General features: G+C 66.3%; 15 protein-coding genes. 12 read left to right on the top strand and 3 right to left on the bottom strand.

Translation table 11 applies throughout. The annotated features are described in order from the left end of the window. Nucleotides 1-9: 9 nt before the first annotated feature. Genes QEG98_RS25885 through QEG98_RS25870 form a run of 4 tightly spaced genes read left to right on the top strand, consistent with a single transcriptional unit; the run spans nucleotide 10 to nucleotide 7,200 of the window. Nucleotides 10-1,911: a hypothetical protein gene (locus tag QEG98_RS25885; protein ID WP_316563190.1), complete on the top strand. Its 1,902-nt coding sequence runs from the start codon at nucleotides 10-12 to the stop codon at nucleotides 1,909-1,911. Further along, on the top strand, nucleotides 1,908-4,490 hold the full coding sequence (locus QEG98_RS25880; protein ID WP_316563189.1) for a PglZ domain-containing protein: 2,583 nt from the start codon (nucleotides 1,908-1,910) through the stop codon (nucleotides 4,488-4,490). Before QEG98_RS25885 ends, QEG98_RS25880 begins: the two co-directional genes overlap by 4 nt. A 6-nt stretch (nucleotides 4,491-4,496) precedes the next feature. After that, a complete protein-coding gene (brxL, locus tag QEG98_RS25875; RefSeq protein WP_316563188.1) occupies nucleotides 4,497-6,551 on the top strand; it encodes a protease Lon-related BREX system protein BrxL in 2,055 nt (684 codons plus the stop codon). A 4-nt stretch (nucleotides 6,552-6,555) separates the two neighbouring features. Further along, nucleotides 6,556-7,200, top strand: a complete 645-nt coding sequence (locus QEG98_RS25870) for an MrcB family domain-containing protein (protein WP_316563187.1) — start codon at nucleotides 6,556-6,558, stop codon at nucleotides 7,198-7,200. A 671-nt stretch (nucleotides 7,201-7,871) separates the two neighbouring features. On the opposite strand, the gene QEG98_RS25865 is transcribed toward QEG98_RS25870, so the two are convergent. Further along, entirely contained in the window at nucleotides 7,872-8,849 is a 978-nt protein-coding gene (locus QEG98_RS25865; protein WP_316563186.1) for a DUF932 domain-containing protein, read from the bottom strand. A 269-nt stretch (nucleotides 8,850-9,118) separates the two neighbouring features. On the opposite strand from QEG98_RS25865, the gene QEG98_RS25860 reads away from it, so the two are divergent. Together QEG98_RS25860 and QEG98_RS25855 are read left to right on the top strand one after the other, a co-directional pair. Further along, nucleotides 9,119-11,056, top strand: a complete 1,938-nt coding sequence (locus QEG98_RS25860) for a serine/threonine-protein kinase (protein ID WP_316563185.1) — start codon at nucleotides 9,119-9,121, stop codon at nucleotides 11,054-11,056. Nucleotides 11,057-11,207: 151 nt separating this feature from the next. Beyond that, a complete protein-coding gene (locus QEG98_RS25855; RefSeq protein ID WP_316563184.1) occupies nucleotides 11,208-12,068 on the top strand; it encodes a DUF2381 family protein in 861 nt (286 codons plus the stop codon). An 81-nt stretch (nucleotides 12,069-12,149) separates the two neighbouring features. On the opposite strand, the gene QEG98_RS25850 is transcribed toward QEG98_RS25855, so the two are convergent. Both QEG98_RS25850 and QEG98_RS25845 read right to left on the bottom strand, forming a co-directional pair. Next, nucleotides 12,150-12,506, bottom strand: a complete 357-nt coding sequence (locus tag QEG98_RS25850; RefSeq protein WP_316563183.1) for a hypothetical protein — start codon at nucleotides 12,504-12,506, stop codon at nucleotides 12,150-12,152. Between the two features lie 129 nt (nucleotides 12,507-12,635). Continuing rightward, on the bottom strand, nucleotides 12,636-13,253 hold the full coding sequence (locus QEG98_RS25845) for a hypothetical protein (protein WP_316563182.1): 618 nt from the start codon (nucleotides 13,251-13,253) through the stop codon (nucleotides 12,636-12,638). 509 nt (nucleotides 13,254-13,762) lie between these two features. On the opposite strand from QEG98_RS25845, the gene QEG98_RS25840 reads away from it, so the two are divergent. The 6 genes from QEG98_RS25840 to QEG98_RS25815 all read left to right on the top strand — a co-directional run bounded on the left by QEG98_RS25840 (nucleotide 13,763) and on the right by QEG98_RS25815 (nucleotide 21,484). Continuing rightward, entirely contained in the window at nucleotides 13,763-15,442 is a 1,680-nt protein-coding gene (locus tag QEG98_RS25840) for a sigma 54-interacting transcriptional regulator (RefSeq protein WP_316563181.1), read from the top strand. 257 nt (nucleotides 15,443-15,699) lie between these two features. After that, nucleotides 15,700-15,975: a hypothetical protein gene (locus tag QEG98_RS25835; RefSeq protein ID WP_316563180.1), complete on the top strand. Its 276-nt coding sequence runs from the start codon at nucleotides 15,700-15,702 to the stop codon at nucleotides 15,973-15,975. A gap of 37 nt (nucleotides 15,976-16,012) precedes the next feature. Next, nucleotides 16,013-16,675, top strand: coding sequence for a vWA domain-containing protein (locus QEG98_RS25830; RefSeq protein WP_316563179.1), 663 nt, complete (start codon nucleotides 16,013-16,015; stop codon nucleotides 16,673-16,675). A gap of 14 nt (nucleotides 16,676-16,689) precedes the next feature. Then, complete coding sequence (locus QEG98_RS25825; RefSeq protein WP_316563178.1) at nucleotides 16,690-18,159, top strand: hypothetical protein; 1,470 nt, start codon at nucleotides 16,690-16,692, stop codon at nucleotides 18,157-18,159. Then, nucleotides 18,156-19,931: an AAA domain-containing protein gene (locus tag QEG98_RS25820; protein WP_316563177.1), complete on the top strand. Its 1,776-nt coding sequence runs from the start codon at nucleotides 18,156-18,158 to the stop codon at nucleotides 19,929-19,931. Before QEG98_RS25825 ends, QEG98_RS25820 begins: the two co-directional genes overlap by 4 nt. Continuing rightward, the gene (locus QEG98_RS25815; RefSeq protein WP_316563176.1) at nucleotides 19,841-21,484 is read left to right on the top strand and encodes a DEAD/DEAH box helicase; all 1,644 of its coding nucleotides are present in this window, start codon (nucleotides 19,841-19,843) and stop codon (nucleotides 21,482-21,484) included. Before QEG98_RS25820 ends, QEG98_RS25815 begins: the two co-directional genes overlap by 91 nt. Nucleotides 21,485-21,534 lie beyond the last annotated feature (50 nt).

The raw sequence follows: 21,534 nt of genomic DNA, 5'->3' as shown, positions 1-21,534 counted from the left end.
CGCGTGAACGTGAAGGCCATCCTCGCGGATGCCGACCTTCGCCGAAAGCTGATGGTCTCGACGATCCAGGCGACTCAGGCTCGCGAGGGCATCGAGACGAGCCCCGCGCAGGCGGACCGGGCGTACTACGTGGTCACCGAGGCCGAGCGCGCGGCCTTCTTCGAACTCGAACGCTTCAAGGGCGGCAAGAAGGGCGAGCAGGATAAGCGCCACGAGATGTTCGTGAGGTCGCTGCGCGACGAGGCTCATCATGTCAGGCATGACGTAGCGCGCCGTGACTTCGCAGCGATTGATGGCACGCCACTCAACTACCAACGACTGGGACTCGTTGCACATCTCTTTCGGGAGAATGCGCCACTGGAGCCTTCGGTGGCCGAAGTCCGGCAGGGATTGTCCACCGCTGACGACTCTAGATTTGTTCGCTTCCGATGGGAGGTCCCCGTCTGCAGTGTCGGCATCGACAGCGGGTGGGCACCATTCGCTAAAGGGGGCGACTTCTCGCGCTTCTATCAGTCCTTCGACCTCGTGGTTCTCTGGAAGGACGACGGCGATGCGATCAAGCGGTTCAACGAGCAGCTCTACGGCGAGGGTTCCTGGTCACGCCAAGTGAGGAGCCGAGACCGCTACGGACTCGAAGGTCTCACCTGGCCCAGGAGAACCCAGCGTGGTTTCAACATTCGGAAGATGCCGCCGGGTCATATTTTCGCAGATAAAGGGCCAGCCGTTTTCGCAAAAACGCCTGCAGACCTGGACTTCATCCTCGGACTTCTAAGTTCAGAGTGCGCTGAGTTCATTCTACGCGGGCTAATGTCGTTCGGTTCGTGGGAGGTTGGGGTCGTCAAGCGACTGCCTGTGCCGAGCTGCAGCAAGGAGCGGCGTCGAGCAGTCGCTCAAGCCGCTCGGGCAATCCACGACCTGAAGGCCGCCTGGGACAGCGGGAATGAGGTGTCCGGCAGCTTCGAGCGGCCGTGGGTGCTCGGAGCGGATGGCGCGCTTGCTGAGCGCCTTGAGGATGTCTCGCGCCGCGAATCGGAGGAGGAGGAGCGGATCCGAACGCTCGCAAACGTGCTGAATGAAGAGGTCTATTCGGCCTACGGTGTGCGCGGCGAGGTGATGAGGACGATGAAGGATGCCGTTAGCGAGCGGCCCCCGGAGTTCCTCTGGCCTCAAATGGAAGGCAAGACGACCGAGCAAAAGCGCATGGAGCACGTGTGGCGCTTGCTCTCGTACGCAGTGAAGCGCGTCATCGACGCAGACGACGACGGCATCGTCCCGTTCAACCGGTCCACCGGCGAGACACCGCTGGCAGAGCGAGTCCGCGCCGAGCTCGCTGCGCTCTTCCCCGGTCGTGACGAGAGCCAGCTCGAGGTCGAGATCGTCAACGAGCTGAAGCGCAGCGTGAAGGGCTACCGCAAATGCGCGAGCCTCGAGGACTGGCTGGCCAACGCGTTCTTCGAGTACCACGCAAGCCTTTACAAGAGCCGCCCCATCTACTGGCACATCGCTTCGGTACAGGGCACGGCGCCCTTCGCGTTCGGCGCACTGGTCCACTACCACCGCTTCGACAAGAACCGGATGGCCAAGCTGCGTGCGAGCTACGTGCGCGACACCATCGAGGAACTGCGCCGCGACGCGGGCCTCGCTGACAAGGCGGGCCGGGCCGACGACCGGGTCGAGCTGCAAGCGAAGCTCGAAGAGGTGCAGGCGCTCGACAAGAAGCTGCAGCTCATCCAGGAGGGGCACCACGAAGGCCCCGAGGGCGGCGACCGAGACTTCCGCATCCTCACTCCGTGGAAGGAGCCTGCCGCCCGTCCTCATGGCTGGGCGCCTGACCTCGACGACGGCGTGAAGGTCAATATCGCGCCGCTCGACCGCGCCGGCGTGCTGCGCGTCTCGGGGGCTGCGGGATGATCCTCGAAGCACTGGTCAGCCAGCTCGAGCAGCGCTTCCAGCACGAGAAGCGTGCGCGCATCTGCCTGTGGTTCGACGAGCGGAGCGAGTTCGCGAGGCTCTTGCCGCTGCTCGACGCACACGTCGCGTCGCGCACGAAGCCGCCTTTCGTGCTGCTCGCCTACGACAAGGCGCAGCGTCACGGCCAGATCTGGCTGAAGCACCAGGTGCATCAGCGGTTCGAAGCCGCGAGTCCCGCCGAGCGGGCATCGCTGCGCGTCGTCGTCTACGTCCCGCTGCCGGAGGAACGCCTCGACGCCACGAACCGCGACGACGAGGTGTGCCTCGACCTCCTCGAGGAGTTCCGTGCCATTGGCGTCTTCTTCCGCATCGGCGGCAAGCGGCCGACTCTGTTCAGCTTCCTGAAGCAGGCTGGCGTCGCGCTGCCGGATGGCCCCTCGGACCAGCGGCGCCTCTACGAGGGTGGGCGCGACTCGCTGCTCGCAAAGTACAGCGCGAAGTTCGTCGACCGGCCGCCGGTGTTCTGGGAGACGACGCTCACTCCCGACGTCGCGCAGTCTCGCCTGATCGGCGACGTCGACCAGACCATCCTCGAGCTGGCCGCAGATCCCGACACTGCGTGGGCGGCGCTCCACGAGAAGGGGCTCGGCCAGGAACTCGCGGTGATGGTGAAGGAGCGCTACGGCTTCGAGGCGCCGGGGCGTGCGCCGACCGAGTGGGTCCGCGAGTTCGTGACCACCGTGGCGCTCACCGAGACGTTCTTCGGCTATGGTGAGCCCGCCGACTTTCCCCTTAAGAACAAGCTTCCACCGCTCCCCGTTCGCGCGCACCACGTCGCGCTCGTTCATCGCTGGCTGCGCGACGCCGAGTACCGCCCCGCTTGGGACCGCCGCGTGGAAGAGGTCGAGACCGACGTGGACCTCTCCGCGTGGGCCGATGGTCATCCAGCCGGTCGCTCCGTCGCGTTCCCGCACCTCGTCTGGCAGCGCTGGCGGCGCACCTGGCAGGAGTTCGAGGCTGCCTCCGCGAAGGAGTCATCGACCGAGTCGTTCTTCTCCAAGACCCGTGCGGTGCTTGCGGAGCAAGCCGAGTTCCTGAAGGCGCGAGACCAGGAAATCGGCCACTGGCAGCTCCTGCGCGACCTCGATGCGCTGGTCACCGCCTGCGCACGTGCCCGCAAGGACGTGAACGCGTCCGACGAGCCGCACGCCCACGTCGCGCTCTTTGTGAAGCACGCCCGAGAAATCGACGGTGCCCACCTGGAGATTCGCTACGCCGCCGAGGAGGCTGGGCTGCCCGCCGTCGCGAAGGTCGCTGACCGCGCCTACGCCTCGTACACCAACGCCCTCAACGAAGCGTTCTTCAAGCAGATCGCGGCGGCGAAGAGCCTCGACGGCCTCGGCCTCCCCGGCGTCACGCAGCAGCTCGAGAAATCGATCTGGAAGGGACATGGCCGACGAGCGGTGATCATCGTCGACGCGCTTCGCTACGACTGCGCCGTCGCGATCGGCGAGCATCTGCGCGGCCAGAGCGTCGAGATCACGCCAGTGCTGGCGATGCTCCCCACGATCACGCCGGTCGGCATGACGGCGATGCTGCCTCTCTCTGGCTCGACCGTGGAGGTCGAACTCAAGCAGAACTCGCTGCACCCCAAGGTGGGCGGGAAGGACTTCGCAGCGCGCGCGGCTCGCCTGACTTTCCTGGACGAGTTCGGAGCGGATTGCCGGGACATTTCGGAGGTCGAGTCTGCGTCTGTGCTTCCAGACGCCGGCGACCTGCTGGTCGTCTACGGCCACGAGGAGGTCGACAGCATCGGCCACGGTCAGGCCGAGACGCTGATTCGTCACGTCCACCTCGAGATCGAGCGGCTCGCGCGGCTCGTGCGAAAGTTCCATCGTTGGGGCTACGGCCACGTCCACATCGTCACGGACCACGGATTTATCTTGCTCGACGAGCAGAAGCTCCCGAGCGAGGTCGAGTGCGACAAGTCGTGGTGCCACGTCCTCAAGGAGCGTTACGCCATCGTGCCCGCGAGCGCCGACATCCCGCTCGTGACGTTGCCGCTGTCGTGGGCGCCTGAGTACCGAGTTGCGGTGCCGCCGGGGCTCGCCTTCTTCAAGGCCGAGAAGTCGTTCTCACACGGTGGCGCGGCACTCCAAGAACTCGTCATCCCGCACCTCGTGTCGCGAGGCCAGGCGCCGCAAGGCAAGCGCGTCGCGCTGGAGGTCGTGCTTCCGACCTTCGAGCTGCAGCGCCCGGCGGTGAAGGTCACGGTCCGAGTGGCTGCGTCGGCAGCTCAGAAGGATGCACAGTTGCCGATCTTCTCGGAATCGGGGCGCACGCTTTCGCTTGAGGTGCTTCGCCGGGCTGCGGATGGTAGCGCAACGTCCGTGCTGGCCAGCAAAGCGAAAGAGCTCCGTATCGAACCGAAGGACAAGGAGCAGAGCGTGACGCTCTTCTTCCACACGGCAGCGAGCTTTCAAAAGGGCGAGCTGCTCGAACTCGACATCCGCGACGTCGAGACCACCGAGCAGTTCCCCCCGGGCGGCATCAAGCTGACCGTTGGAAGAGACATGTGAGGACGCATGAGTAACGGAACCATCGAACTCGACGAACTCGATCGGCTAGCGAACGAAGCGTTCCCTGGTCTGGTCGTGCGCAAGGACCTGCTTCGCCGCATGCGGAGCGCGTTCGGCGTTCCCGCGTTCGTGATTGAGTTCCTGCTCGGGAAGTACTGCGCGTCGACCGACGAAGAGGCGATTCGCGAAGGGCTTGAGTTTGTACGCGAGACGCTGAGCAGCAAGTACGTCAAGCCCGACGAACGCGAGGCGGTGAAGTCGGCGATCAAGCAGCACAGCACCTACGAGATCATCGACAAGATCTCCGTTCGCCTCGTCGAGACGCACGACAAGTACTGGGCGCGGCTGGCGAACCTCGACCTCGACTTCATCAACGTCGAGGAGAGCCAGGTTCGCGAGCATGACCGCCTGCTCATGGGCGGCGTGTGGGCCGAGATCAAGCTGCGCTACGACGATGCGTACGTCTTCAAGGGGCAGAACCGGCCGTTCTTCGTCGAGAGCATCCGGCCCATTCAGCTCTCGACGCGCAACATCGAGCGCTTCATCGAGGGCCGGAAGCGGTTCACGCGCGACCAGTGGCTGGACCTGCTCATGCGCTCAATGGGCTACGAGCCCAATCACCCGTACTATACGAAGCGGCGCAAGTTGCACTACCTGCAGCGGCTCATCCCGCTCGTCGAGCGCAACTACAACTCGATCGAGCTCGGGCCACGAGGCACAGGCAAGAGCTTCGTCTACCAGCAGCTCAGCCCATACTGCCACCTCGTCTCGGGCGGGCAGACGACGACGGCGCAGATGTTTGTGAACCTGAGCTCGGGGCAGCGCGGGCTCGTGGCGCTCTGGGACGTCGTCGCGTTCGACGAGGCGGCGGGCATCAAGTTCACGGACAAGAACGGCCTCAACATCATGAAGGGCTACATGGAGGACGGCGCCTTCAGCCGCGGAGGCGACGTGATCACTGCCGAGGGCTCGGTGGTGTTCGTGGGCAATATCGACGGGGACATTGAGACCATCATCCGGACGTCGAACCTCTTCTATCCGATGCCAAAGGAGATGGACACCGCGTTCTACGACCGCATCCACGCGTACATCCCCGGCTGGGAGTTCCAGAAGACCTCGGACGCCACGTACACGAATCACTTTGGCCTCGTGACCGACTACCTCGCGGAGGTCTTCCGCGAAGTGCGCAAGCGCAGCTACGGCGACCTTGCCGAGCGCTACTTCCGCTTCGGGCAGCACTTGGGCGGCCGCGACCAGAAGGCCGTGCGCAAGACGGTGTCGGGGCTCATCAAGCTACTGCATCCCGATGGCGAGGTCTCGAAGTCGGAAGTGGAGGAGTACCTCGCCTACGCGATGGAGGGGCGGCGACGGGTCAAAGAGCAGCTAAAGAAGATGGGCGGCCTCGAGTACTGGGACACCACGTTCTCCTACGTCGATATCGAGAGCGGCCAGGAGACGTTCGTGCCCGTCGCCGAGATGGGCAGCGGGAGCATCATCGCCGAAGGCGGGCTGCCTCCCGGCAGCATCTACACGATCGGCACCGACGCCTCGGACAACCGCCTCGCAATGTTCTTGCTGCAGACGCAGATGAACCGGGGCTCGGGTCGGATCGTCCCGCTAGGGAACCTCTCGAGCAAGATGAAGGAGGCGATCAAGACCGCAGACGCCTACCTCAAGGCGAACCTGAAGAACCTCGGCATCGATCAGGATCTCAAGGCTTACGACTTCACGGTTCAGGCGATCAACCTGAATCAGGCGAAGGAGGGCTCGGAGACGGCGGTCGCATTCTTCCTCTCAATGGTCTCCGCGCTGCTCGGCAAGCCGATCCTCGACCGGACGGTGGTGCTGGGCGAGATGAGCGTGCAAGGCATGCTGCTCAAGGTCTCCGCGCTGCCCGAGAGGATGCAGGCGGCTGTCGAGGCCGGCGCCAAACGCATCCTCATCCCGAGCGAGAACAAACGTGACCTCGCCGAGGTTCCGGACGCGATCCTCACAGCGATCCAGTGGCAGTTCTACGACTCGCCTACGCGAGCCGCGATCCTCGCGATGGGCATGGGCTGACGCGATGACGACTTCGACGACAGGAGCGTCCCAGGGCGACGACTGGTTCCGAGAGGGGCTCGACGGAATTCTTGGCCGCTACCGGCGAGCGCGTGCGGAGGAGCGCCTCGACTCCAGCCATCCGCTCTGGGGGCACGCGAAGCGCCTGCGGGCCGCTCTCGAGGCAACGTCCATTGTTCGCGAACGCCCTCACATGAAGGTGCGATGGTCGTTCGGCCAGGGGGCGTGGGCCCGCATCCCATGGCTGGCGCTGCTCGACGACCGCGTCGCAAAGGCCACGAGCGACGGCATCTACGTCATCTACCTGTTCCGCGAGGACATGTCGGGCGTCTATGCGACGCTCAACCAGGGCATCACGCGAGCGAAGGAGCGACTCGGTGCCGATGCAGGGCGAGCCGCGATCCGCCAGCGCTCGGAGGAGCTGCGTCGCTTCGCCACCGAACTCGACGAGGCCGGGTTCATGCTCACGAACGAGATCGACCTTCACACCAAGCACGCGCTCGGGAATGACTACCAGCACGGCACCGTTGCTCACCGCCTCTACAAAACCGGCAGCGTGCCGCCGACGAACGCGCTTGTGGGCGACCTGCGGCTGCTCCTCGAAGCCTACGACCGCGCCGTGAAGGCCCAGTTGGCCCAGCGCGTGTGACCGGCGTGGGACGGCGTCCTGGCGATCAAAAGTCCCGCCCCCGACGCGCAGGACGGACCCACGGGCGCGTTCTGCCCGCGTCCGCTCAAGGCTCGGGGCCATCGCGAACGGCGCACCACGCGCCAACGTTCGCGCCGTTCGGCGCTCGCGCGGGACAGCGCCCCGACGATCAACAGGCCCGCATCCGCCTGGACAGTTGATCGCCGGGTCACCGTCCCGGAGAAAGAGGGGCGGCTGTTAACCGCGTCTCGGCTTCTCTCTCCGTGGGCACAAGAAGAGAGCACGAATGCTGTCCCGCGCGCCGTCGACGAGCCCTCGCACGCGTGCGTGGTGCTCTCTGCGCGAACGGCATCCCGGCGTACGCTGTGCTCGGCGACGCGCAAACCCTCGGGAAATCAGGGGAGAAAAGACGAAGCCCCCGAGGCATGTACCTTGGGGGCTCCGTTACCTGCGCCTCGATGCGAAGTTTCGCAAGGAGGAAGAAATGGCTCGGGAATGGAGACTCGAAGCATTGCCCTGCTGGTGTTTGTGCTCTGGAGGAGGGGACTTCACTGCATGATCCAGCACGGCCCCCAAAAGAAAGCGGGCGCCGTAAACGACGCCTGCCTCTTGTCGCAAGGGGCGCTCACGTCACCCCAGGGCACTGTGCTCGCAGGGCGGTAGCCGCCGCCCTATGTCGCGAGCCGGATGCGAGCCGTGTTCGCGATGGCCGCCAGCGCCTGGCGCTTCAAGCTGGCCGCCTTGCCCATCCAGATGGACTCCAGCTTCATCATCTCGATGGGCTTCCCCTTGACGGACCGGGTGTTCCGGTGGTGATCCGCCCACTCGCTGACCGCCTGGAGCGCGGCCCACGCAGTGTTCTGGATGCGGCCCTCGATGCCGGTGCCTGCGTGGAACAACTGCACCACCTTGTTGCGCGCCTTCTCGAGGCGTGGGTGCTCGACGGCGTCCTGGGGCAGGGGCAGCACCGCGTCGAGCACGTTCCGCAGCTGGTGCTCGGAGAAACGGGTCATGGCCAGGTGGTCCCCCAGAGCGGCGAAGCGCTCGTAGCCCTGCACGAGGCGACGGAACGCACGGCCCGCCTCCTCCAGCCGGACCCGGGCACTCGTGGTGTGGATGATGTGCCACTCGGCTCCGTCCTTCTCTCCAAGCGCGGCGCCGATGGTGTTCTGGCAGACGACGCGCGTGGCCACGTTCTTGAGCGTGATGGCCGTGGTGCCGTCGTGGCCGCAGTAGCCCAGGATGTAGCGCTTGATGGGGCTTGGATCTCCTCGCACGCGCATCGGCTCGGGAAGCTCGCCCAGGAGCCACCCACGCACACCGTTGCGACCCAGCGTGCCCGCCGTGTGGAAGATGCACCGCACGTCCCCCGCGGCCTCCACCAGGGTCCGAGCAACATCCGCGAACTGGATGACCTCGTAGCCCCGGTTGACGGTCGCCAGGTACGAGCCATTGTCCTCACGGAAGAGCGCCTTCTTGTCCGGGATGGGGCTCTCCATGGGCGGTGCGAAGACGTCGCGCTCGATGGCCGTGTAGAAGCCGGCGGCCTGCACGATGGAGTCGTAGTCGGCGTTGGCCGGCAGCTTCGTGCCCAGGCCGTGCCAGGGCTCCTTGCCGACGTACGCCATCTGGTTGATTTCATGGGACATGGTGTCCTCGTGACGAAAGCGGCGCCAGGCCACAGGACGTGACGTTCACGCTCCAGGCGCGGGTTGCTTCGGGATTGGGTTGGAGAAGGACGCGGGAGCACCACTCGCCACCACGCGTCGGCAGGGAGTACCCGCCAGTCCCTTATACCCACGCGCGGCAGAGTGATTCGCCCACCCGCGGTGTGCCTCGGCGATGGAGCAGCCGGGCTTCCATGGAGCCGCTGTCAACCTGATAGGTTACGCACTCGGGAAGCGAGGTGGTACGTCAAGTGCCTGTGCATGCGGAAAACTGGCAGGTGCATCCAGGCGCCCTGGGACCCGGGACGGAAGTGGGCTCCTGGCGCGTGGTGGAGCGGCTGGGTGTGGGCGGCTACGGGGCCGTCTACCGCGTGGAGGACATGGCGCGTCCCGGGGACTTCTACGCGCTGAAGCTGGCGCTGCGCCCCGGAGACGAGCGGGCTGAGCGGGAGGTGCACCTGCTCATGTCCAAGGGTGTGCACCCGAACGTGGTGCGCCTGCACGCCTCCGGACGGTGGCCGCACCCGGCGACGGGCTTCCTCTTCTTCGTCATGGACTGGGTGCCGGGCCTGGCGCTGCACACCTGGGTGGAGACGCTGAACCCCTCGTTCCGGCAGCTGGCCGAGAAGGCCGGCACTGTGGCCCTGGCGTTGGGGGCCCTGCACGAGCGGAGCGTGCTGCACCGCGACTTCAAGCCTGAGCACGTCCTCATCCGCGAGAAGGACGGCGAGCCCATCCTCCTCGACTTCGGAGTGGGGCGGTACGCCGGCGCAGACACCGTCACCACGGCCGTGTTGCCACCGGCCACCCTGCACCTGCTCAGCCCCGAGGCGGTGCACTTCTTCCGCACGCACTACAAGCGGCCCGGCGCACGCTACGAGGCCCGGGCCACCGATGACCTGTACGCGCTGGGCGTCTGCCTGTACCGCGTGGTGACCGGGTACTGGCCGTTCTCGCCTGAGCTGCCGCCAGACCTGCTCTACATGCAGATTGAAGCCGTGCTCCCGGCAGCGCCCGCGGCTGTCAACCGCCGAGTGCCCCGGGCGCTCAGCGACGTCATCATGCGGCTGCTCGCGAAGAAGCCCGAAGCGCGCTTCCAGGCCGGCCACGAGGTGCATGCCGCGTTGGTGGCAGCGGTGGCCTTTGGCACGCCTGAGGAGTGGGAACTCTCCACCTTCGAGTGGGAGGAAGCGCCGGACGCCACGGGCGTGCCCGGAGGGGCGCGTCGGCGCATCCGGCGACCCGATTGGCCTACCGCGTCCCGGACGCCACCACCTTGCAGGATGATCCTGGGACCCGTGCTGACCATGCCGAGGCTTCCCCTGCGGCGCTCCCTGGCCGTACCGAGCAGGGCGCAGGGCGCGCAGGTGCTCCGGCTGCGGGGGCGTGGGTGGCCGTATTGGCTCGTCTTGGTGGCCGTGCTGGCCTGCGCCACCTGGGCGGCCAGGGGGCCCGGTGGGTGGCTGCTATCTTCACCCACCGAGGAGCTTCCCGCCGCTCCTCAAGCTGTCCTTGTGAATCAACCCTCCAGGTCGTCCAGCCATGAAGTGGCGCAGGAGGTCGAGTCCCCTGAGACTGCCGCCGCCGCAGCTCCGCCCCTGGCGGCCTCTACTCCTGCGGCCGCCGCGCCCGCGACGCACGCCGAGGTCCAGGCTGCCGTGAAGATGCTGAAGACCACCGTTTCCCCTGCCACTCCGACTCCGAACACCAAGGCACCGGGCCTGGGGCTCATGGGCAAAGCGCTCTGCGTGGGCGCCACATCCGCGGCACTGGCCTGTAGCGGGCCCCAGGTGCGTCCTGCGCCGCCGTCAGAGAGCTGTCCTCCTGGCGCGCTAGAGGCCATGGAGAAGCTCGACATTGATATCGGGGAGAGTCAGCCCGTGTTGTTCCCGGGAACGCACCGTGAGCTCATCACCGTGCGAGAGGGCTACACCGAACTGGAGCTGATAGGCCCGCTCGGGAAGCTGCCGGACAGCACTCGGTTCGTGGCGCGGCTCATCTTTGGGGACGGGCGCGTGTACGGACGCCTCATCGAGGCACGCATTCCAGGAGGCGAGCGCTTCCCTGTCTGCCTGGAACTCTATGACGCGGACGGCAAACGCGGCCTTGCGCGCGAGCCCGATGGAGGCCCCGACTCCGCCCGGGTCTTCAGTGGTGGGGATGTTGAGGCTGTAGACCGCTTCGAGTGAGAGCGGGCGAGGACGTGCAAGGGCCGGCGGGCGACGCGCAGCGGGGAGCAGTGCTAGGAGAGGACGCTACCGGACCAACCCAGGAAGTCTCCTCCCAGTGCCCCTACCGTTCCTAGCCATCTTCCTCCTTGCGCTTCTCGTAGGAGGTGGTGTGGCCGCGCAGCCGCGCCCCGTCTCCTGGGTTCCGGGTGTGCGGCACCTTGAATTGATGGAGGACACGGCCAGCCGCGTGCACGAGGTGGGGATCAGCCAGGGGATTACCACCGCGTTCCGTTTCCATGGCGCGAGCATCGACCGGGAACGGGTGCTGCTGGAGGGACGCGAGCGGATGTGGGTGGCCATCGCGGAGGACGCCATCCTCCTGGTGCCCTCGGAACAGGCAGTTCCGGGAGAGAGGCTGCGGCTGACGGTCCCCTTCCAGGACGGGGCACTTCCGGGCAGCGCCGTCTTCGCGCTGGTGGTGCATCCGGCTGTGGCCGAGCGACAGGTGGAGGTCTACAGGAAGCGGCGCTCCGCGGAGTCCCTTGGCACCGAGCTAAAGGAGAAGGACGCGCAGCTCCAGCAGTGCCGCGAGAAGGTCGAACTCCTGCGAGCGGAGCTGAAGCACCCGGAAGGGCTCACCGGCCTGCTGGCCACCGGGCAACTCGACAAGAAGGGCGTTCCGGTCAGGAACCTGCTCAAGGCCATCACCGAGCGGCCCGGCGTTCCTCTGCGCGTGCAGACCGCCACGAGCTTCCGCTCGGTCGGGCGCGTAGCGGTGGAACTGTGGCTGGACGGCTTCGAGGATGCAGCACCCTGGGTTGCGGAGGGCGTGGTGCTGCGGGGCAAGGCGGGCGAGGAATTGAAGGGGCTGACAGTGTGGCAGGAGGTTTCCATGGACTCGCCCAAGCGCGTCCATGTCGTGGTGGAGGCGGAGGCGACGGAGAAGGAGGCCCGCGGTCCCTTCACCCTCAAGCTGTGGGACGAGGGCGGCCAGGGCACCATCACCCTCGGCAACGTGATGTTCCCGTGAGCGCCGCGCCTCTCGGGGCAAAATCAAGCACCAACCCGGAGCCGCCACGGCAGGAGCACTGATGCCGTGGCGGTCCTGACCTCAATGGAGGGTGGGGCCCTTCGAACTGGTCGGGGCTGGGGGTTTCAGCATCAGTTCGAAGCTGGCATCCAGGCAGCCGTTGATGATCGCCGCGCGCTCCTTCTTGCTACCCACGAGGAGGCGCAGATGGAGCAGGATGCTGCGCTGCGTCAGGTTCGATTTTACCGCGTAAAGACTCATCCGGCCGAGGTGACGGAGGGCGGCAAGGAGGTCCTCGTCGTTGAGCCCGGCCTTCAAGGCCCGTTCGTGCTCAAGGGCTAGCGGGCGCAGCAGCTCGATGCTGATGGACTTCGCTTCTTCTTCCGTCATCGGCCGGACGAGGCGGTGGCTACGCAGGAGGGTGAGGATGCGCTTCATGGTGTCCTCCGAGTGTGCGCACGCTCGGAGGGCAGATGAGCCCGCGTGGCGCGCTTTGGAGAGCGCGCCGATGGGGCGCGGATAGGGATGGGATGAGCCTCGATTCCTACGACTGGGAAGCCAGGCGCTTCAGGCCGGACGCGAGTCCGGCGCCGAACGCCCGTTCCCCTTGCGCTTGCCACCTGGCGCGGCGCTGCTGCCCGTAGGCTGGAGAGGGGCAGGGGAGGAGGGAGATTCCCCCTGGCCATCGGTGACTCGCTCCTCGCGGGGCCTGCCGCGGACGAGTGCCTCCAGCGTGTCCTGCCGGGCCGTGAGGCTCGCTATGGCCTCGCGGAGTTCCTTGCCGAGCGCACGCACCTCGCGTCTCTGCCCGTCCAACTCGCCCTGGAAGTTATCCGCCATGGTGCCGAGCTCATCGTGGACGTCGTTGATGAGGGTCTTGAACTCACTCACCGTGGTGGCCGTCGTCGCGGAGATCTTCTCCAGGAGCTCCGCATGCTTCCTGTTCAGTTCGTCTGGAGTCAGCTTGCCATGGAGGTCCTTGAGGGACTGCGCCGCTTCACGCGCTTCTGCTTCGGCCTGCTTGCGCCGCTGGTCCCGTGGGTCCAGGTTGTCGTCGTCCTCCTCCGAAAACCAGCTCCGGATGCGTTCGCGGTGGGCGTAGCCGAGCGCACCGAGCGTGGTCGCGGCGGCGGTGAGCGCAATCTTCCCGAGGTTGTTCGCGATGATGGGCGGAACGACGAACATGGTGGGGCTCCTGACGTTAGGCCCCGGGGGAAGTTCCCCGGGTACTAGCTGATACCAACCGGAACCTCTGGATTTGAACCTGCCTACCTGACCTTAGAATCCATATTCGTGCTGTGTGGGTTGCCTCAGGCGGGCTGCCCTGGGTGATCTACAATGGCGCGGACCCCACCGGGTGCCGTCAAGTACGCCAGCCCCATGCGCCTGCCTTCACACCGGGCGCAGGCAAACACCTCCAGCATGAACGTCCTGCGCAGCAGCCCGGCCCCATCTAGCGGAACCTGTCAACGCGAGTTCGTGAGGTTACTGCGCAGCTCCCCGTGAGCTTCAGGGTGAGGGCGCATCCCACACGGCTGGAGCAAAGGGGAGTTTGCCCTCCATGCCACATGCCTCTCAAGTAGGGAACGTATTAGCGTCCCAAGAGCAGTGAGTCGCTTTGCGCGGCAATTCATAACTCAGAGGCAACGCATGGGGCTGCAACTGGCGGGTGGGGTATACGCGGAGAATGCCTCATGAGAACGGGCACACCTGTCCTCATCTCATGGGTCGCTCGACAGAATGATCCTTTCGAGCGCGAGCAGCGCAGCGACAAGTCCCGAGAGGCAGGCAACCAACGCGTCTTCGGGCCCACGCTCGCCCTGCTGTTCGACGACGAGTCGCCCTTCAAGGGGCGAATCCACGACATCGTTCTGCTACACCGGCACAGCTCCGATGGGAACAACGCCCTGGAGCAGCGGGCATTGCAAGAGACGACCCAAGAGATCCAGTCACGGCTGACGGACGCACGCATCCAGCACGTGACCTGGCAGGGCGATGACCCTACTGACCACAGGGCCATCTTCGAGTTCCTCCGGCAGAAAGTGCCAGAGCTTCGCAAGCGCTACAAGGATCAGGAACTCATCATCCATTCCAGTCCTGGCTCTCCATCGATGCAGACCATCTGGGTGCTCATGGCCGAGACGGGTTTCATCGATACGCCCTTCCAACTGGTGAAGTCCTACCGCAAGGAGGATCGCCGGGGCCGGCCTGCTGTCGTTCCGGTAGAAGTGGGCATCGAGACCTTCTACAAGGTCTACAAAGCCTCCCGGCCGAGCCAGGTTGCCTCCGAGGAGCAGGCCCTGCAGTGGGATCCAGCCCGCTTCCAGTCCCCTGTCCTCAAGAAGCTGTACACGGAGGCCCGCCGCTTTGCTCACCTCCAGGTGCCTGTCCTCATCCTGGGTGAGCGTGGCACCGGCAAGACGACGCTGGCCAACTGGATGCGCTTGCACAGTCCCTACCGTCGCGAGGAGCAGGACGAACGCTGGCCCGCAGTGGCCTGTGGCCAGTACACCCCTGAGACCATGCGCGCCGAGTTGTTCGGCCACCTCAAGGGAGCCTTCACCGGGGCGGTGCACGACCGGCCGGGGCTGCTCGCCGCCGCGAATGGGGACACCTTGTTCTTGGATGAGGTGGGGGATGTGTCCAAGGACGTGCAGCGGCTTCTGATCAAAGCGCTGGAGGAGAAGCGCTTTGTCCAGCTCGGAGACGACAAGCCCAGCAAGAGTGACTTCCGGTTGTTGACGGCCACGAACCTGCCGTTGTCGAGACTGCGCGAGCGACTCGACCCAGACTTCCTCGATCGCATTGGCCTGCTACAACTGCGCCTCCCCCCCCTGCGCGATGTGCCCGAGGACATGTCCTGGCTGTGGGAGACCGTCTACCAGCAGGCCGCGCTGCGCTCGAGGGCGAGCGACAAGCAGGCCCGCCTGGGCCATGCGCACCACGAGCGCATCGTCAAGGTGCTGCGCAAGCACCCACTACCGGGCAACCTCCGGGACCTGTTCCGGGTGGCTTACCGGCTGGTTGCCGCGAGGAGTGACCCGCATGAGCCGCTCAACGTCGAGAATGCCGTCGGTTATGCCCTGGCGGAGCTGGAGACCGGGGCAGCAGAAGCCGAGGACCTGGAGTTGTCGCGAGAGGTGGCCCGCTCATTCGCGCTCGCTCAGCCGCTCGAAGCCGTGCTGCTCCCCGGCATGCGCCTGGGGACCAAGAGTCTTGAGCTCAAGCTCAAGCTGTACCTTGCCAGGGAACTGCGCCGCATCGCCGCCGAGCGCCGCATTGCCGTGGAGGCGCTTTGCGACGTCAGCGAGAAGACGCTGCGCAACTGGCTTAAGGGCGAGGAGGAGAAGTCTTCCGATGGCCCGGAAGATTGATTCCGGAACCGGGGCAGTCACCAGCGGGGGTTTTCATGGGGGCGCAGGACTCATTGCCAAAAGTGCTGTCAGAACGGCCACTTATAGGAAGCCGAGGACCATGCCGGCGCGTGGCACGGTCCTCGCTTTTGGGGCTGTCCGAGCTCCGCGGATCCCCCTGCGGCGCTGTGAGGACTCCAACCATGCACACCGCCCCCCCAACGTTCCGACCCCATATCAGCGAGGGCTACGCCCTCAGTGAGCACGCTTTGAAGCGCATGCGCATGCGCGGACTGCCCGCCGAGGCGCTCCGCGCGGCACTCTGGTACGGGCGAGTCATCCACACCCGTGCCGCCGAGTTCTATGTAATCGGCCACCAGGAGGTTCACCACTACGCCACCGAGGGCATCGACCTGTCCGCCTACGAGGGAGTGCACGTCGTGTGCAGCCCCGATGGCCATATCGTCACCGTCTACCGCAACCGGGATCTGAGCCACCTGCGCCCTCGGACGCGCAGGTTTCGCCCGCACTGGCAACAACGAGGCTTGCGCTAGGCCCCACCTTCTACAGCGACTTTCGGAGGAACCTACGATGACCCAGCTCAAGGAATTCACCGCGTCTACCGCCCGCCCCTTACCCGTCATCCTGCTGGCCGACGTCAGCGGCAGCATGGACTCCAATGGGAAGATCGGCACGCTCAACACTGCGGTCAAGGACATGATTGAGACCTTCGCCCGCGAGGACGACAGCCGGGCGGAGATCCACGTCGCCGTCATCACCTTCGGCCAGGGCGGCGCCAAGCTGCACCAGGCACTCCAGCCCGCCTCGCAGACCCAGTGGCAGCAGATGGCGGCCGCGGGAGGCACCCCGTTGGGGGGAGCACTGGAGGTGGCGACGGCCATGCTGGAGGACCCTCAGCAGGTGCCGAGCCGCTCCTACCGCCCCGCGCTGGTGCTCGTCTCGGACGGGCAGCCGACAGACACGTGGCAGGAGCCGCTGCGGCGGCTTCTTGGCTCGGCGCGGGCGTCCAAGGCACTGCGCTTCGCCATGGGCATCGGCGCGGACGCAGACAAGGCCATGTTGCAGGCCTTCCTGGCGGACACCGAGGCGCGCGTCTTCGAGGCGCATGAGGCCCGGCAGGTACGCCAGTTCTTCCGCTGGGTGACCATGAGCGTGACGGCCCGCTCGCGCAGCATCAACCCCAACAGCGTCGTCGCGGTGAACCCTACTGACCTGAGCGAGCTGGACTTTTGAGAAGCGAGGCGCCAGTGACTGAAGGTCCCGGCCAGGTCGTGGACATGAACGGCCGGCGCTACCGGCTCGTGCGGCAACTGGGCCGCGGCGGGCAGGGCGCCGTCTTCGAGGTGGAAGGTGGAAGGCTGGCCGCGAAGCTCGTCTTCGACGACTCGCCGTCCCGGCGTGACCGCCTGCGCAACCAGCTCATCCACGTGAAGCGGCTCACGCTCGGGGACCTGGAGATCGCCCAGCCGTTGGAGATGCTGCGAGAGCCCTACCTGGGCTACATCATGGAACTGCTGACGGGCATGGTGCCGCTCAAGGTGCTGGCGCACATGCCGCGAGGCGAGAAGTCCCTGGTGCCCTGGTACATCGCTGGAGGCGGGCTGCGGCGTCGGCTGCGGCTGTTGGCGCGGGCAGCGGATCTGCTGGCGCAGCTTCATGGCAAGGGCCTTGTGTACGCCGACCCGTCGCCTCACAACCTCTTCGTCTCGGCCGGTGTCACTGGCAATGAGGTGCGCCTCATCGATGCCGACAACCTTTCCTACCAGTCGTCTACCGGCGGCCCTGGCATCTACACGCCAGGCTACGGTGCGCCGGAGTTGATGGCCGGGTGGCGGGGCGTGGACACCCTTACGGATGCGCACGCTTTTGGAGTCATCGCCTTCCAGACGCTAGCTCAGGTGCATCCGCTGCTGGGCGACGCCGTTGCGCAGGGCGAGCCGGAGCAAGAGGAGAAGGCGCTACGGGGTGAGCTGCCCTGGATCGATCATCCCGAGGATGAGCGCAATCGCTCCAGCGTGGGCTTGCCTCGGGATTTCGTCCTGTCGAACAGGCTGAAAGAACTCTGTCAGCTTGCCTTCGGCAAAGGGCTGCGAGATCGCACAGCGCGCCCCGGGCTCTCGCTGTGGGCCGAGCGCCTGCATGCCGCCGCGGACGCCACGCTCTCGTGCCCGGGGTGTACCAGTACCTACTATGTGAACTCCCCGGACTGTCCCTGGTGCGGGGTGGCCAAGCCGCGCTACGTGCTGGCGAGCTTCTTCCTCTCGGACCCGGCGGTGGTCTCCTGCGAGAGCTGCAAGGCTGGTTACACTGTGGAGGAGGCAGAGTGTCCCCGCTGCCGCGCCCCCCGTCCCGAAGGGGTGACACGCCTGGCGCTGGTGCGGGGGCCAGACCCGAAGCGGACGCGGCTCACTCAAGCCGTGCTCACGGAGCACTCGCCGCTGCTCATCAGCGATCGGCTGTTGAAAGGCCAGATGGGGCGGGGCTCCCACACCCCCAGGGTCGAGGTACGGCTCGAGGGGGGCCGCTTGTGGCTCCGGAGCCTGGACGGTGTGGTGTACACGCTCGTCTCGATGAGCGGCAGCCGCAACCTGCCGGTCGGCCCTCAGGCCATGAACGTGCCGATTGATTCAGGCCGGGGCACGTGGCGGCTGCACCTGGGCAGCCTGGAGAAGCTCCACCGCATCGTCAACTTCGAGCTTCGTCAGGAGGGCACATGAAGATCCACGAGGTCCCCTGCGGAGAGAAGACCACCCTCGAGGTCAGGGCCGTAGGGGCCAGGGACTTCGGCAAGCCAGTGGCCCGCCTGGCCGAGGCGCGGCTCCAGTTCCCCGAGGGCCTGGACCAGGTGCTGCTGCAGGTGGGGAACCAAGCCTGGAGCGTCGAGGGTACGGACTCCCGGAGCGAAGGCCTGCTGGCCAAGCTCGCTGAGCGCAATCTCCCGCGCCTGTGCTGGGTGGCCCATGTGCTGCCAAAGCTGGGCGACACCCAGCGGCTCATGCTCCAGGTCCACGAGTTCCCCCAATCCTACACTTGGCCTGGCGACATGGACCTGGGCGTGGACGACAAGCTGCTGCAGGACATCCGGAAGAAGCGTCCGCAGTTGGACTCCGTACAGCGCGTGGTGCCCTGGCTGGCCGAGCGGGTGTTGCTGGCCACTCGCGAGCCGGGCTCGGAGCGGGTGTTTCTCTCTGGAGGCACGCAACCTCAGGCGGGACTCCTGGGGGCCTTCCGGTTGTATGGCCATGGCCTCAACGTGGATGTGGCGAGGGGGCCCGACGAACGGCTGCGCATCACCCGGGTGGTCGAGCAGCGCCAGCCAGAGCGCAGCGACGAGCGCCGGCCCGTGCTGATGGTGGAGGGGCGCTGGCGCTTCTGTGACATGACGTTGGCGGGCGAGTTCCGCGGCACGGCGCGCACCCAGCTCGACCAGTTGGTGGAGCGGGCGGACAGCTACCTCCACCTCTGGAAAGAGTACAACGCCCTGGAGCGCAAGAGCATCGAGCGTCGGGCACAGGCCTTTGGCACGCTGCGCTACACGCGGTGCGAGCAAAAGCCGAATGGCCTGTGGCGCTTTCACCTCCCGGAAGGGGAGGGCGCCGAGGAGAAGCTGCGGCAACTGCAGGAACTGGAGGAGGTGGACCTGGAGGCCAAGGTGGCGCACTTCTCCGAGCCAAGAAACGAGGTGTCCCCCGAGCAGGGGGCGCTGGCGAAGCCCCAGCAACGCAAGCGGCGCGAGCGCGTCTTCGCTGGGACCTTCGTGGGGTTCCAGTCCCATCAGCGCGTGCTCGATATCCGCCCTCGCTTCGAGGAGGGTGTGAAGCCGCCCGAGAAGGGAGTTCTCTCCATCGACAAGAGTGGGGATGACAAGCGCCTGGAGCGGCGAGAGGAAGCTCAGCGGCTCATCGCCTCGGCCCAGAACCCCATGCCGCAGTTGGGACTGCTGATCGAGGGGGAGAGTGTGCCCGAGCGCCGGCGCCGCCAGGAGAAGGTGCTGACACCCGCGGTGCTAGAGATCTTCGGGGGCAACCCCACCGAGAAGCAGCGCAGGGCCCTGGAGATCGCGCTGAACACCCCCGATATCGCCCTCATCCAGGGCCCGCCCGGCACTGGGAAGACCAAGGTCATCACCGCGCTCCAGGTGCGGCTGGCAGAGCTGGACGACATGGACATCATCTCTGGGCAGACTCTGCTGACGAGCTACCAGCATGACGCGGTGGAGAACGCCGCCTCCCGCACGCGGGTGTTCGGCCTGCCCGCTATCAAGGTGGGGCGCAGGCGGGGCCAGTCCGAGGCCGATGCGATGGATGGCTTCGAGAAGTGGCGCCGAGAGCGCGTCGATGCCGTACGCGCCGCGCTGGCTCGGGTGTCCGAGCGGCCCGTGTCGGAGGTACTCCGCCGGTGCGCAACCGTGCCGCGGCCTATGTGGGGGCGCCTCGCCAGGAGGGCGAGGCGGTGTCCCTGCTGCGCGAGGTGTCCCAGTTGGCGCTAGAGCACCTGCCGCCGCCGCTGCAAGACCGGCTGCTGGGCCTGCTCCAGCAGTTGCAGCGCGGGCCAGCGAGCCCCAGCGGGCAGCAGGAGGATGAGGCGCGGGCGCTGGAGGCGGTGCGGCGCCTGCGCACCGAGGCCATTCCCTTCTCGGATGATGGCCCACGCAACGCCCGCCAGCTGCTCAATCGGCTGGAGCCCCTCCAGTTGCTCACGATCGGGGACCGACAGCTGCTTGAGCACGCCTCAGGGTTGGACCCGGATGGGCCGCCGCCGGCGGCGGACCTACTAGCACAACTCAAGGGGTTGCAGGATCGGCTCCTGGACCGGCTGTCACCAGGCGCGCTGCCCGCGGGTGCGCCCGCCGTCCACGCGGATGTGGAGGCGCTACTCACGGACATCGTGGACGTGCTCTATCAGCGGGTCCGTCAGTCCGCCGCGGGGCCGGACGCGGTGCTCCACGACTACCTGGATGATCTGGAGCATGACGTGGGGGGCGTGCGCGACGCGGTCATGAACTACACGGTGGTGCTGGCGGCCACGTGCCAGCAGGCGGTGGGCTACGAGATGAGCCAGGCGAAGGGGGACGGCGTCCTGTTCCGCAACGTCATCGTCGACGAGGCCGCCCGCGCCAACCCGCTGGACCTGCTCATTCCCATGTCCCGGGCCGAGCGCCGCGTCATCCTCGTGGGAGACCAGCGACAGTTGCCGCACATCCTCGAGCCGGACGTGGAGAGCCAGCTTGAGATGGCCTCTCTTGGGACCCGGAAGACGCTGAAGAAGAGCCTGTTTCAGAGACTCTTCGATTTCTTGAAGGAACTCGAGGTCAAGGATCGCATTCCACGTACCGTCACGCTGGACGTGCAGTTCCGCATGCACCCGGTGCTGGGGGACTTCGTCAGCAAGACTTTCTACAAAGACGGCGAGCAGTTCCGTTCCGAGCGCCCACCGTCCGAGTTCGTGCATGGGCTGGAAGGCTATGGAGAAGCGGTGGCCGCGTGGGTGAACATCCCGATGGCTCAGGGTCGGGAGATCAGCGGGCGCAGCAAGTCCCGCCGGGCCGAGGCGCGGTGGATCGCGGACGAGGTGCAGCGGCTGACGAAGGCGCGGGACGATCTGAGCTTTGGAATCATCGCCTTCTACGCGGCGCAGGTGCAGCTCATCTTCCAGGAGCTGGAGAAGCGGGGCCTGGCGGACCAGGACGAGGATGGTAACTACCGCATCGCCTCCTCCCTTCGGTGGACGAAGGACCACCGGGAGCAGCTACGGGTGGGCACCGTGGATGCCTTTCAGGGCAAGGAGTTCGATGTCGTGCTGCTGTCGATGACGCGCAGCAACGACGTGCGCGCCACGGACGAGCTCTCGCAGCGCCGCAAGTACGGACACTTGATGTTGGAGAACCGCCTGTGCGTGGCCATGAGCCGCCAGCAGCGCCTGCTCATCATGGTAGGCGACGAGGGCATGCTGGCCACCAAGGAGGCCTCCTCGGCGGTTCCGGAGCTGGTGGAGTTCCGCAAGCTATGTGAGGGGAACCATGGCCGCGTTATTTCAACGTGAGGATCCCATCCTCTTGTTTCGGCTTCGCCCGGACCCGCCAGCGGGAGATC

It is taken from the genome of Myxococcus sp. MxC21-1 (genome assembly GCF_032612255.1).
Taxonomy (GTDB): domain Bacteria; phylum Myxococcota; class Myxococcia; order Myxococcales; family Myxococcaceae; genus Myxococcus; species Myxococcus virescens.
This window is presented reverse-complemented; position numbering and strand designations above follow the sequence as displayed.

Coding starts and splice junctions, on each gene's coding strand:
- brxL (WP_316563188.1), top strand. CDS start 4,497: ATGAGTAACGGAACCATCGAACTCGACGAACTCGATCGGCTAGCGAAC.
- QEG98_RS25820 (WP_316563177.1), top strand. CDS start 18,156: ATGAAGATCCACGAGGTCCCCTGCGGAGAGAAGACCACCCTCGAGGTC.
- QEG98_RS25845 (WP_316563182.1), bottom strand. CDS start 13,253: ATGTTCGTCGTTCCGCCCATCATCGCGAACAACCTCGGGAAGATTGCG.
- QEG98_RS25850 (WP_316563183.1), bottom strand. CDS start 12,506: ATGAAGCGCATCCTCACCCTCCTGCGTAGCCACCGCCTCGTCCGGCCG.
- QEG98_RS25835 (WP_316563180.1), top strand. CDS start 15,700: ATGCGCATGCGCGGACTGCCCGCCGAGGCGCTCCGCGCGGCACTCTGG.
- QEG98_RS25870 (WP_316563187.1), top strand. CDS start 6,556: ATGACGACTTCGACGACAGGAGCGTCCCAGGGCGACGACTGGTTCCGA.
- QEG98_RS25865 (WP_316563186.1), bottom strand. CDS start 8,849: ATGTCCCATGAAATCAACCAGATGGCGTACGTCGGCAAGGAGCCCTGG.
- QEG98_RS25880 (WP_316563189.1), top strand. CDS start 1,908: ATGATCCTCGAAGCACTGGTCAGCCAGCTCGAGCAGCGCTTCCAGCAC.
- QEG98_RS25830 (WP_316563179.1), top strand. CDS start 16,013: ATGACCCAGCTCAAGGAATTCACCGCGTCTACCGCCCGCCCCTTACCC.
- QEG98_RS25840 (WP_316563181.1), top strand. CDS start 13,763: ATGAGAACGGGCACACCTGTCCTCATCTCATGGGTCGCTCGACAGAAT.